Genomic DNA, 12,026 nt, shown 5'->3' with positions numbered 1-12,026 from the left:
TGCCTGTCTCACTATGCCGCCATTACCGTCCGACACTGCCTCCCCTTCACCGCTGAGCGGTTTCTTTAGTGTGTTCCGCTATAGCAGACGAGCGCTTGCACTCGTGTGGGAAACTTCACGCTGGATGATGCTGGGCTTAGCGTTATGCACCTTGGTGGCAGGGGTTCTACCTGCCGTGGCTGCCTGGGTCGGCCAACTGATTGTAGATGGCGTCGTGGCGGCGATGGACAGCTACCAGGCGGCGAGTTCGCCCAACCTCTGGGAAACACTAACGCCTGTATTAGGCTTAGTGGCCTTGGAAGGGCTGATTATTGCGTTTATTGCCCTGGCACAACGTGGCCTTTCGGCCCAGCAATCGCTACTGCGTGCGTTGCTGGGCCAGAAAGTTAATGTGATGATTCTAGAGAAAGCGGGCACGCTGTCACTCAGTCAGTTTGAAGATTCAGAATTGTACGACCAGCTCACTCGGGCACGGCGGGAAGCGTCTACGCGCCCGCTCGCGCTGGTGAATAAAACCTTTGGGTTGCTACAAAATGCTATTTCATTGGCTAGCTTCGGGTTTCTACTGGTGCAGTTCTCCCCCTGGGCGTTACTCATCTTGGTGGTGGGGGCATTGCCTGTGTTTCTCTCAGAAGCGAAATTTTCCGGCGATGCCTTTCGGCTATTTCGCTGGCGCTCACCGCAAACCCGTATGCAAATATACCTAGAAACAGTGCTTGCTCGGGAAGACAGTATCAAAGAGGTAAAGCTCTTCGGCTTAGAAGGTCTTTTTCTCCAGCGTTACCGGGATATCTTTACCAAACTATTTGCCGAAGACCGCCGCCTAACGTTACGTCGGGAAGGCTGGGGATTTATTCTTGGCTTACTGGGCACGCTGACATTTTATGCCGCTTATGGCTGGGTGGTGATTGAAACTGTCGCGGGCGCGCTTACCCTTGGCCAAATGACCATGTATTTGATGGTATTTAAACAAGGCCAAAGCGCCCTTTCAGCAAGTTTGACTGCTATTAGCGGTATGTACGAAGACAACCTCTATCTTTCCAATCTTTACGAATACCTCGAGCAACCCACCGAAGGTGAAGAAGGCCACCTCACCAAAGGTATAGCGCCAGGCGATGGGTTACGCTTCGAACACGTCAGCTTTGCCTACCCCGGTGGCAGCGACGTACTGCACAATATTTCGCTACATTTAGCGCCGGGCAAAAGTATTGCATTAGTCGGGGAAAACGGCTCGGGCAAAACCACGCTGATTAAGCTATTAACGCGGCTCTACCACCCGACCAAAGGACGCATTTTGCTGGACGGTAGTGACCTCAAGCACTGGGATACCCAGGCATTACGAATGCGAGTTGGGGTTATTTTCCAGGATTTTGTGCGCTACCAACTCTCTGTTGGCGAAAACCTTGGGGTTGGCGACACTCAAGCCTTTGATGACCAACAACGCTGGCAGCAAGCCGCTCACGATGGCATGGCGAATAGCTTTATCGACCGCATGCCACATGGCTACCAAACCCAGCTAGGGCGTTGGTTTAAAAATGGCCAGGAACTCTCTGGCGGTCAGTGGCAAAAAGTAGCGCTTTCACGCGCTTATATGCGCCACAATGCCGATATTTTAGTATTGGATGAGCCTACCGCAGCGATGGATGCCGCAGCGGAAGCCGAAGTATTCGCCCGCTTTCGCGAGCATAGCCACGATAAAATGACGATTTTAATCTCCCACCGTTTTTCGACAGTGCGCAGCGCCGACCAGATCATTGTGATTGACCAAGGGAGTATTATTGAGCGTGGCACCCATGAAGAACTGCTTACTTATAATGGTCGGTATGCAAAACTGTTTCGGCTTCAAGCCAAGGGTTATCGTTAACTGAACTGTTGACGCTTCTATAAGCATCGGTTAAAAGATAAAGGCTACTTTTAAAAAGTAGCTTTTATCTTTATTAACGAGACCTTCTCATGCGCTGGCAAATCCCCGCGACCCGAATGAATAAGCTGCACCGAGTTATTAATAATTCGGTATCGGCTTATTGTTGTCGCGCGCCAGAAATGTAGTGAGAAAATTGGCCGCGGCAGGTGTCGCGGCCATGTATTTTATCGTTACCTTTGATACTCCCTGATCGCGATGTTGCCCGGCCTCCTAACCCAGGAGACCGACCCCATGGCAGTAGCAACCATTACCCGCAAACTACTCAACGCTGTTAAGCACTATCGTACCCAGCGGCGTCTTTACGAAGACCCACGTCTCCAAAACTCGCACCTGTTAAAAGATATTGGCTTACGCTGGGAGCAGGGCCAACTGGTATCTATTCACGGGGTAGAGGAACCAAGTCAGCGCAACCAACGCCACCAGGCCGAAACCCGCGATGCCTATGAAACGTGTCCACACTGCGGGAGCAGCCTGACATAGCCAACGCCCCGGTCACAGGAAGTGGCCGGGGCGTTTTCTATTTCGAGTCCCACACCAGCTAATTTTTCGCTTCTGCCAAGAACCAGCCCTGCTCTTCTCATTGAACCTTAGTTCAACTAATAAGTGGTTTTTAGTGCTCCTGAGTATTCTCCTAAGAACACCTGGGGTGGGGTTCGGTATCCCAGCCGTCTTCTTGGTCTATCGTTCAGCTTATTGACGACCCTTCGTAGCTCTGTGCCAGACACATTTCGGAAATCAGTCCCTTTCGGAAAATATTGGCGAATCAGACCGTTAGTATTTTTATTGGTGCCACGCTGGCATGAGCAGTACGGGGCACAAAAATAGATATTGCCCGTGACCGCCTTGGCAACCTGGCAGTGCTCAGTGAATTCCGCCCCGTAGTACTTGCTGAATAAGCAGGTTGGAGCCAGCCATCTGTACCAAAATCTCTGATGCCAATCAGTGGATTTAGGAGATGTACACATGGCTGACAACTTAAAGAATAGCTCTGTGAAAGTGATGATCGCCATCGACATTGCCAAAACGTCCCATGATGCTGTCATTTTATGGCCGTCAGGTCGTACCAAAACGTTTAAGCTCCCTAACACGTTAGTGGGTTATCAGAACCTCATTAATGCAGCAGAAGCACCTGCTGAAGATATTTTGGGGGCCTTTGAGCCAACGGCTGACTTTCATCGTAATATTGCCTATTGGTTAAGGTCTCAAGGTGCCTTGTGCCATATGGTGTCGTCTTTAGCCTGCGCCAGAGCGCGTGAAATGTTGTTTAAAAGCTGGGATAAAAACGACAAGAAAGACGCGCGGGTTATCATGTACTTGATGCAGCAGGGCATGATGCAACCATTTTACGATCCGTTAGTGAATGAAATGCTAGATATTCAGGAGCTTGCGAATACGTATTATCAAATCTCACTCGCTAGATCCCGCTGTCAACATAGTTTATTTAATCATTACCTCACCCTCTTTTTTTCAGAAATGGAGCGTTTTTTTAATAGCTCCCGTGCCGTATGGTTTTGCCGCTTCTTGCTGAAATCCCCTACTCCACTAAGTATCACGCGCTATAAAAAAACGACCTTCGTGCAACGTGCTTGGGAGGTAGTGGGGAGGAAGGTGGCCAAACAGCGCTTTTTAGAAGAGATGTATGAAGTGGCAGAGCAGTCGATAGCGTTACCCGTACCGCTTAATAGCCCCGCAATTGCCACCTTCAAATTGCAGATCAGACGTTATTTGACGCTAACCGAGCAACGGCAGCAAATCGAAGAAGCCGCTGACCAGTTGATATCTCACCGCGATGATTACCAGCGACTTCGGACATTGCCTGGTATTGGTCCTGTCATTGCGTTAGTTATTATTGCCGAAAGCGGTGACCTAACGCGTTTTTGTCATTATCGCCAATACCTTAGCTTTTGCGGCTTCAACTTGTCGGCAAGTCAAAGTGGTAAACAACAAGGGCATTACCGCTTATCAAAGCGAGGCAATGCACGTTTACGGTACGCCTTCTGGTTGGCAGCCACGGTCGCCATCAGACAGCGGGAAAATACATTTCGACAGAAATACGAGCGCTATATTCGGGCAACCCCTGATGATCCTGATATCAAGCGGAAAGCCCGTGTGGCAGTGGCTGTTAAATTAGCCCGCGTTGCGCATGCTTTAATAAAGACAGGTAGTGATTATCGAGGCTATTATGAGTTTGGTTGTGAGACGTAAATCTGTGCCGTTAGGGCGCCCAGTGACCCTGTAGATAATGCTCAACGCTCACAACCGTTCCAAAATGCTTTGTTAAGTCCTGTTGGGCCATTTGGACCCTTGCACACTATGGTGAGCACCCTTTAGATCTGGTTGCGACGTATGCGCCTGAGTAGTGAGTAAGTGTTCCGATGCCGAGCACGAAGTGAGATTTTGTGTACATATTGAGCGGGTTCCGTAGGTAGTCCGTTATCCAAGGTGATGGTCTGCACTGCGCCTCGGCGTGATTCTAATAACCGTGTCATCGCCTTGGTCGTCCCAGTGGCCGTGATTTCGGCAGGCGCGCCACCAAGAGATAACCGCTGCGTCTTTCGACAAGGGTCACTAGGCCAGATTCTTTGTGGCCCTTGAGTACCGTATCGCCTTACCAGTGACCGATATAGCGTCGTTCTTCCACTTCAGCGGGGCGTTGTTCAATGCCCACTCTGGGATCTTGCCCAATGGCCAACTGACTCTGATAGCGCCGCTGGCGTGGTAGTCGAAGTCACTTCCATAATGCGCCGCCGTGTTTCTTGTCATCCCAGATTAACGCATAGATCCACTGATGGCTTACCCGCACCCCATTGGTATTCGCCATGAAGCCACTTATTTGCTGAGGGCTCCATTTATCCACCAGTTGATCAGTCACCCAGCGGATCAGGCTTGGCAGTTGCTTCGTGACTTTCCAAGCACTGCGTCGGCGCTGATCACTTCTCGATTGCGCTTCCTCGGGCACATAGCCAGCCTTCAGGCCATTGCGCTTTATCTCCCTGCTAATGGAACCCCAATCGCCTTGGCTATTTGTCGCTGGCTGATGCCGGTCTCAAGATAGGTAGAAAGTTGGTATCGTTGGGCTTGGGTCAGCTGTCGGTATCCCATGCTCTGCTTCACTTTGGTTGGTAAAGTTGAGAAGGTACTGGTGCTTCCCCTCCCTCCTCTACTGTGTGATCCAAAGTGCTATGGTTATTCTAGGAATCCTGGAAGTCCCATTACTACATCAAAAGCAGCGACCCCTGCTAATACAAAGAGCGGGCCAATCATCAACTCTGTACCTGCAGTGTGTTCACCTGCATACATACCGATAAAACTTTTGAAGCCAAGCCGGGCCTTTTCTGGCACCGGCGTACGCTCATACTCCCCCCCCAACAGCAGGCGTTGCTGCCGATGGGGCTGAGTAATTTGCATTACTCATAGCGAGTACCTCATATTGTTGTTAGCGTTGTGTATCAAGCCTCCAGATACACCACATGGCTATGGGTATATTCATAAAGACCGTGCTTACCATCCGCACCGCCGATACCTGACTTACGAACTCCAGCGTGGAAGCCTTGCATTGCTTCAAAGTTCTCTCGGTTGATATAGGTCTCGCCAAAATCAAGCTCACGACAGGCCTGCATGGCGTTATTAAGGCTCCGGGTATAAATCGATGAGGTAAGGCCATATTCACAGTCATTGGCCAGTGCTATAGCTTCATCAAGGTTATCGATGATTTGAATGGGCAGAACCGGGCCAAAAATCTCCTGGCGCATAATGGCCATGTCTTGGCGACAGCCTGCCAGCACCGTAGGCTGATAGTGGAATCCTGCCCCCAGATCCGCGACATTCCCGCCGGTAATCAATTCAGCCCCATTCCCACGAGCGGTTTCTACCATTTGGGCCACTTTATCCAGGCCCGCTCGGTTGATCATGGGCCCCATCTCAACATCGCTATCCACTAGCGGATCACCATAGCGGGTGGATTCCATCGCTTTAGCAATACGCGCAATAAACTCATCTGCAACGCCACGCTGAACGTAAACGCGTTCGGCGCAATTACATACCTGGCCGGTATTGATAATCCGTGAGCTGCGAATCGCATTCACCGCCAGGTCGAGATCCGCATCATCCAGCACAATAGCCGGTGCTTTACCACCTAACTCCAGATTGAGCTTAGTGATGTTGTTAGCAGCATTGGCCATGATGCGTGATCCCGTTTCCACGCTGCCCGTAAAGCTAATCATATCGACCTGCTGGCTAGCGGTAAGGGCGTTACCCGCTTCAGCGCCCGTGCCGCTCACCACGTTGAATACACCTTTTGGCAACCCCACTTCATCTAGCAGACGGGCGAACTCAAAACAGTTATTGGGTGTTTCTTCGCTGGGCTTAATTACGATGGTATTGCCCGTGACTAATGCCGGCGCCATCTTGCGTGCGATCAAGAAAAACGGGAAATTCCAAGGCAAAATGCCCGCTACCACCCCAAGTGGCTTACGGAAAAGGAAAATGTTCTCCTTAGGGCGATCGCTTTGAATGATTTCGCCTTCAATGCGGCGCCCCCACTCGGCCATATAATCCAAATAGTCGGCGGTAAAGTTAACTTCCACTTCCGCCAACCCACTGATTTTTCCCTGTTCTTCCGTAATGGTACGTGCCAAATGGGCAACGTTATCACGCAGTTTATTGGCTAAACGGTGTAGAAATGCAGCACGCTCAACGGCAGGCATCGCTGCCCAGCTCTTTTGTGCTGCACGCGCTGCATCTAACGCTCGCTCGACATCATCAGCATTGGAGGCGGGAACACGTGATAGTAATGCCTGATTGGCGGGGTTAAATACTTCCAGGTGCTGCTGAGCCGCTTCAAATGCGCCGTTGATATAGTTTTGGTAGGTGGTCGGCTGTGTCATCTTCATTCTCCTATTGTCGTTATATTGGCCCCGCAGAGACCATCTGTTGGTAAGTGCTCAACTGATAAGTACTGAGTTGACAAGTACTGAATTAAGAAACGCTTCGCTAATAAGTGCTGGAAGACTGGCTTGCGGCTTGCCCCTTGTAGCGGGCAACCGTTGCCAGCGCCCCCTGGCGAAGAAGGCTAATATCGATCCCTACCGCAATAAACTGGCAGCCCAACGCCTGATAACGACGTGCGTCATCTTCAAGCGGCGCCAGAATACCCACCGGCTTACCTGCCGCCTTCACCGTTTTAACAACCGTCTCAATGGCTTTTTGAACGTCTGGGTGCCCCGGATTGCCTGGATACCCCATTCCCACCGAAAGGTCTGCCGGGCCAATAAAGACCGCATCAACGCCATCAGTTGTCGCAATCGCTTCTGCCTGCTCAACGCCCTTAGGTGATTCAATCTGCACGATTAGGCAGAGCGACTCATGGGCCTGATTCAGGTAGTCATCCACCCCATCCCAGCGGGTTGCACGTACCAAGCCGCCGCCGACGCCGCGTATACCCTGGGGTGGATAGCGGGTAGCACGTACCAGGGCCGTAGCTTGATCACCGCTTTCCACCATGGGCACCATCAGTGTCTGAACGCCAATGTCGAGTAGTTGTTTGATCAACGCAGCGTCCTGGTTAACGCTGCGTACCACCGGCGCCGCTGAATAGGGCGCCACTGCCTGTAGTTGAGCCAAAATAGTCACCACCGTATTGGGGGCATGCTCACCATCAATCAGTAACCAATCAAAACCAGTGCTCGCCACTATTTCAGCGGCATAACCAGTCGCAAAACCAGCCCAGCAACCCCACATGGGGTCACTTTTAGCCAGTGCGCTTTTAAATGTATTAACGGGCATTTCCATCATCGTTACACTCCAGTGGTACTAGTCAAAAGCCCCAAGCAGGCCAGGTAAGCCAAGTGTTAAGAAGGGTAAATACATGATGCATAGCAACCCAATAACGAGAACCATGAAGAAAGGCACGAGAGGGCGCATTGTCTTCATGTAATCAACCTCAGCGATCTTGCACCCCAATAGAACGATTAAAGCCACAGGTGGCGTCAGCGAACCTAAAAGCAGAGCAATAATGACCACGACTGAAAAATGGATCATGTCAAATCCGAACATTTGGGCAATCGGCGTCAGTATTGGCACCATCAAGATTAGCGCTGAAATTGTTTCGATAAACATGCCAACCAGGATCAGTACCAGCACGATAAGCAGCAGTACGATGGCAGGCTCGCTGGTCATACTAGAAAGCCAAGTAGCTAATGTTGCGGGCACGCCCTCTCGAGCAATAATCCAACTGAACAAAGCGGCACTGCCGAGAATGATCAGAATACTGGCGGAGGTGACGACAGACTGAAGTGCGAAGCGGTAGGTATTTCTGACATTCAGGCGATGAGAAAGCAGGCCAAACCCGAGCCCATAGGCAACGGCCACAATGCCTGCCTCGGTAGGCGTGAATAAACCGCTCTGGATACCGCCTACAATGATCACCGGCATCACCATCGCGGGTGCTGCTTTCAAAAACACCTTGCCGGTTTCGCCTAAGCTGGCTCTACGGTGACGAGGCGCGCCGATCTCATCAGCTTTCCAGTAAACCAGTGCCATCATGATCATGGCGAGAAACAGGCCTGGAACGATACCGGCCAAAAACAGCGTGCCAATGGAAAGTCCCGTCATAGCCCCATAGATCACCATTAGTAGGCTAGGCGGAATAATGGGCCCCAAGATTGCTGAAGCGGCGGTAATCACTACCGCCCACTCTGGCTTGTAGCCCTCCTTTTTCATCGCAGGAATCATCATCCCTCCGACCGCAGCCACATCTGCCGAAGCCGAACCGGAGATACCCGAGAACAGCACGCTCGTCATGATATTCACCTGGCCTAATCCGCCCCGTATATGGCCCACTAAAGAACGGGAAAAACCGACGATTGACGAGGTGATACCACCGTAGTTCATTAGATTCCCGGCAAAGATGTAGAGCGGGATGGCCAGCAAGGGGAAACTATCCAAAGAGCTGAAAAAGCGTTGAGGTAACACTAGAAGCGGTACCCCGCCATCAATGACCAGGACGGTAACGGCACTAAGCCCCATGGCGAAGGCGATGGGCACGCCGAGAGCGAGAAGAACTGTAAATAACCCAAACATTAAGGCAACGATCATAGTAGCTCCTCTACGTCTGATGCTTTTTTAACTTCATCACGACGAACAATGAAAGCAAGAATCGTCAGCACGCCCCCAATGGGGATGGGTGCATACAGCCAAGCTCTAGAAATACCCAACGAGGGTTGCATGGTGCCCAAAGCGCGTAGTGTGAATAGGTACCCCCAGTAGGCTAAAACGGCACAAAAAACAATTGAGATAGCTGCCACTGCGAAACGCCTCACCTTTTCAAAGCGGTCGTTGTTAAACCGAAACAGCTCCACCTTTATTTCATCGCATTTGTAAACCACCACAGGGGTTCCCATAAGTACCAACCAAACCAGCAGCATCCTCACCACTTCTTCTGTCCAAAAAAGTGGCAACCCCAGGAGAAACCGGTTGATGACCTGTATGAAAATCAACGCCATGATCGCCGCAAAGATGGCGACGGTCATGGCGCCAAGGGTGGCAAATGCAGCATCCAGATAACGACGCATTTGCGAGCTCCTTTTTAGAGTCACTGCTGCCCAATGGACTCAAGTAGTTCTACGGCGCCAATATTGGCAGCAAACTCTTCGCGGAAGCCTGCCAATGCTTCTTGGAAAGGCACGGGATCCACCTCATTAATAGCGATTCCCTCTTCTTCTAGCCGGCTAAACCAGGACTGCTCACGCTCAAACCACTCGCTGCGCTGTATTTCAGCCGCTTCCCGGGCGGCCCGGTTGACTGCCTCGCGGTCGCTATCAGACAGGTTGTTGTAAAAGGACTCGTTGATGGCAAAACTGCCATCGAAAAGAATATGGCGTGTTTTGGACAGTGACTCCGCAACCTCAAATATGCGGAAGGTGTAACCAACTTCCGGGGTGCCTTCCATGGCATCGACGACACCTGCTTGTAACGCGGTGTAGACCTCCGGCATGGGTACAGGCGTCGGCTGAGCTTGCAGTGCGGAGAAGGTGCCCACAAACACGGGGGACTCCGGTACGCGAATCTTCAAGTTATTGAAATCTTCGGGGGTATTAATTTGTCCTTCGGCCAAATACGTATCTCGATAGCCTGCCAGAATCCAGTTAAGCGGTCTGATCCCGGAAGTGGTAACCAATTGCTCGATCAATTGGCCGCCTATTTCACCTGCTACCACGCTTTCCCAATGATCAACGTCTCGATAAAGATAAGGTAGCGTCAGCAGACCAAATTCGGGTACATAGTTGGCATAGAGGCCCGATTCGCCATACCCCATCTCCAGTACGCCAAGCTCAACAGACTCAATAATTTCTCGTTGCCCTCCCATTTGTCCGGCGGGAAAGATCTCCACCCGGACTTCACCGTCACTGTATTCAGCTGCCAGATCGCGAAATCTTTCAGCCGCTAAATGCTGCTCAGAATCAGTCGAAATATGGTGTGCGAAACGAATTTTCGTTTCAGCATAGGCAGTGCCAAAGGGCATCATGAAGAGCAGCCCTGCGGCACCAATCATGGTCAATTTAGAGATTGAAAGACGTGAGGTGTTATTCATTTTCATTGTAGTTTCCTCTGATATTACTTGTTTTAAGTTCCCTACTTTTTAGCGGGAACAATGCTTATCAGGCCATAATGTTAATGTTGGTAAGGCCTAGAAAGCTCGCAATCCGGATTAAGGCGAACGCCAAACCCTGGTTTGTCGAGCTTGGAAGCCGCCATACGACCATTTTCAGGCACAGGCTCATCCAGCAGCAGCGGATTAAACATGGGCACCACTTCATCGGCCTTTGGCGCCATCATCAAGAACTCAGCGAACGGACTGTTATGGCGTGTAATAACAAAGTGGTAGCTGTAGACCGATGAGCCATGGGGTACAACCAGCTTGTTATGCGCATCAGCCAGCGCTGAAATCTTGATCAGCTCGGTGATACCACCGCACCAACCCACATCCGGTTGGATAACGTCGCAGCACTCCATTTCCAGAAGCATACGGAAGCCCCAACGGGTGGCCTCGTGCTCACCGGTATTCACCAGCATGCCTTTGGGGACATCGCGTTTGAGCTGCGCGTAGCCCCAATAGTCATCGGGCGGAAGCGCCTCTTCGATCCATTTCAGGTCGTACGCCTTAGCTCCCTGAGCTAGCCGAGTGGCGTAATTAACATCCAGGCTCATCCAGCAGTCATACATCAGCCAGAAGTCATCGCCGACAGCGCTACGCATCTTCGCCAGGTGCTCGAGGTTTTTCTGTAGCCCTTCGTCGCCTTCAGCTGGCCCATGCACGAGGGGCATTTTGCCGCCAATAAAGCCCATTTTCTTGGCGAGATCAGGACGTGCGCCGGTGGCGTAAAACACCAGTTCATCGCGAACCGGGCCGCCTAATAGCTGATGCACCGGCAGTTGCCGCACCTTACCAAGCAGATCCCAAAGCGCCAGATCAACGCAGGAAATTGTATTAATCACCACCCCTTTACGGCCGTAATAGAGCGTGGCGTTAAACATCTGATCCCAAATTTTTTCGATTTCAGTTACCTGTTTACCCTCAATGAAGCGGGCAAGATGCTTTTCGACAATCCAGGCACCAATTTCGCCACCGGTGGTTACAGCAAACCCTACGGTTCCATCGCTTGCCTCTACCTCAACCACCAAGGTGCCCAGAACATTGAGCCCGAAGCTTCGACGTGTCATGCGGTACTCTGGGTACTTGCTCATGGGCGTGGCGATTTGGGAATCGATCCAGTGACCTTCGGCTTGGTCATGGTAGTCAGCACCGCCACCCCGGACGGTGTAGGCGCGCACCTGTTTGATGGTGGGTTCGCTCATAAACACTCCTCGTTATGCTTGTTTACGTCATCTTCTTGAGGAAGTTGTAAGTAAAAGCGGGCAAGGTAGCTAATGATTATCTGGTTCGACTCGATACCTTTAAGTTATCGAAGAGCGCTAAGCCAGTAATGACGCCAGATTACGCTAGGCCTTTTAATAACAGGAAACCGAATAACTAGACTAATGTCGCACAGCCAAATTAAGCGTAAACACCATACCGTTTGGGTATCGATTTAAAAGTGAGATG

Annotated in this window: 10 protein-coding genes and 2 pseudogenes; 3 read left to right on the top strand and 9 right to left on the bottom strand. The window is 51.2% G+C overall.

The window, feature by feature from the left end; translation table 11 throughout:
• Nucleotides 1-13 precede the first annotated feature (13 nt).
• Complete coding sequence (locus NF683_RS11860) at nt 14-1,864, top strand: ABC transporter ATP-binding protein (RefSeq protein WP_253920083.1); 1,851 nt, start codon at nt 14-16, stop codon at nt 1,862-1,864.
• A 291-nt stretch (nt 1,865-2,155) separates the two neighbouring features.
• A complete protein-coding gene (locus tag NF683_RS11855; RefSeq protein ID WP_089038913.1) occupies nt 2,156-2,404 on the top strand; it encodes a hypothetical protein in 249 nt (82 codons plus the stop codon).
• A 116-nt stretch (nt 2,405-2,520) separates the two neighbouring features.
• Here NF683_RS11855 and NF683_RS11850 read toward each other — a convergent pair.
• A pseudogene (locus NF683_RS11850) lies at nt 2,521-2,802 on the bottom strand (IS30 family transposase); the annotation flags it as partial.
• An 85-nt stretch (nt 2,803-2,887) separates the two neighbouring features.
• Between NF683_RS11850 and NF683_RS11845 the strand changes: the two are divergent.
• Nucleotides 2,888-4,129, top strand: coding sequence for an IS110 family RNA-guided transposase (locus tag NF683_RS11845; RefSeq protein WP_089038914.1), 1,242 nt, complete (start codon nt 2,888-2,890; stop codon nt 4,127-4,129).
• Nucleotides 4,130-4,353: 224 nt separating this feature from the next.
• On the opposite strand, the pseudogene NF683_RS21435 reads toward NF683_RS11845, so the two are convergent.
• The 8 genes and pseudogenes from NF683_RS21435 to rhmD form a co-directional block, all read right to left on the bottom strand.
• Nucleotides 4,354-5,026, bottom strand: a pseudogene (locus tag NF683_RS21435) (IS30 family transposase); the annotation flags it as partial.
• Nucleotides 5,027-5,110: 84 nt separating this feature from the next.
• Entirely contained in the window at nt 5,111-5,332 is a 222-nt protein-coding gene (locus NF683_RS11835; protein ID WP_253920082.1) for a hypothetical protein, read from the bottom strand.
• A gap of 41 nt (nt 5,333-5,373) precedes the next feature.
• The gene (gene aldA, locus NF683_RS11830) at nt 5,374-6,810 is read right to left on the bottom strand and encodes an aldehyde dehydrogenase (RefSeq protein WP_089038917.1); all 1,437 of its coding nucleotides are present in this window, start codon (nt 6,808-6,810) and stop codon (nt 5,374-5,376) included.
• Nucleotides 6,811-6,916: 106 nt separating this feature from the next.
• Nucleotides 6,917-7,714 carry an HpcH/HpaI aldolase family protein gene (locus NF683_RS11825; protein WP_253921896.1) on the bottom strand — a complete coding sequence of 266 codons (798 nt, stop codon included), beginning with the start codon at nt 7,712-7,714 and terminating at the stop codon, nt 6,917-6,919.
• 21 nt (nt 7,715-7,735) lie between these two features.
• Nucleotides 7,736-9,019, bottom strand: coding sequence for a TRAP transporter large permease (locus NF683_RS11820; protein ID WP_089038918.1), 1,284 nt, complete (start codon nt 9,017-9,019; stop codon nt 7,736-7,738).
• A complete protein-coding gene (locus NF683_RS11815; RefSeq protein WP_089038919.1) occupies nt 9,016-9,495 on the bottom strand; it encodes a TRAP transporter small permease in 480 nt (159 codons plus the stop codon). Before NF683_RS11815 ends, NF683_RS11820 begins: the two co-directional genes overlap by 4 nt.
• A 20-nt stretch (nt 9,496-9,515) precedes the next feature.
• Entirely contained in the window at nt 9,516-10,520 is a 1,005-nt protein-coding gene (locus NF683_RS11810; RefSeq protein ID WP_089038920.1) for a TRAP transporter substrate-binding protein, read from the bottom strand.
• 74 nt (nt 10,521-10,594) lie between these two features.
• Complete coding sequence (gene rhmD, locus NF683_RS11805; protein ID WP_089038921.1) at nt 10,595-11,779, bottom strand: L-rhamnonate dehydratase; 1,185 nt, start codon at nt 11,777-11,779, stop codon at nt 10,595-10,597.
• Nucleotides 11,780-12,026 lie beyond the last annotated feature (247 nt).

Source organism: Halomonas sp. MS1 (assembly GCF_024182575.1).
In the GTDB taxonomy this organism is placed as follows: domain Bacteria; phylum Pseudomonadota; class Gammaproteobacteria; order Pseudomonadales; family Halomonadaceae; genus Vreelandella.
This window is presented reverse-complemented; position numbering and strand designations above follow the sequence as displayed.

Coding starts and splice junctions, on each gene's coding strand:
- NF683_RS11860 (WP_253920083.1), top strand. CDS start 14: ATGCCGCCATTACCGTCCGACACTGCCTCCCCTTCACCGCTGAGCGGT.
- NF683_RS11845 (WP_089038914.1), top strand. CDS start 2,888: ATGGCTGACAACTTAAAGAATAGCTCTGTGAAAGTGATGATCGCCATC.
- NF683_RS11810 (WP_089038920.1), bottom strand. CDS start 10,520: ATGAAAATGAATAACACCTCACGTCTTTCAATCTCTAAATTGACCATG.
- NF683_RS11835 (WP_253920082.1), bottom strand. CDS start 5,332: ATGCAAATTACTCAGCCCCATCGGCAGCAACGCCTGCTGTTGGGGGGG.
- aldA (WP_089038917.1), bottom strand. CDS start 6,810: ATGACACAGCCGACCACCTACCAAAACTATATCAACGGCGCATTTGAA.
- NF683_RS11855 (WP_089038913.1), top strand. CDS start 2,156: ATGGCAGTAGCAACCATTACCCGCAAACTACTCAACGCTGTTAAGCAC.
- rhmD (WP_089038921.1), bottom strand. CDS start 11,779: ATGAGCGAACCCACCATCAAACAGGTGCGCGCCTACACCGTCCGGGGT.
- NF683_RS11820 (WP_089038918.1), bottom strand. CDS start 9,019: ATGATCGTTGCCTTAATGTTTGGGTTATTTACAGTTCTTCTCGCTCTC.
- NF683_RS11815 (WP_089038919.1), bottom strand. CDS start 9,495: ATGCGTCGTTATCTGGATGCTGCATTTGCCACCCTTGGCGCCATGACC.
- NF683_RS11825 (WP_253921896.1), bottom strand. CDS start 7,714: ATGGAAATGCCCGTTAATACATTTAAAAGCGCACTGGCTAAAAGTGAC.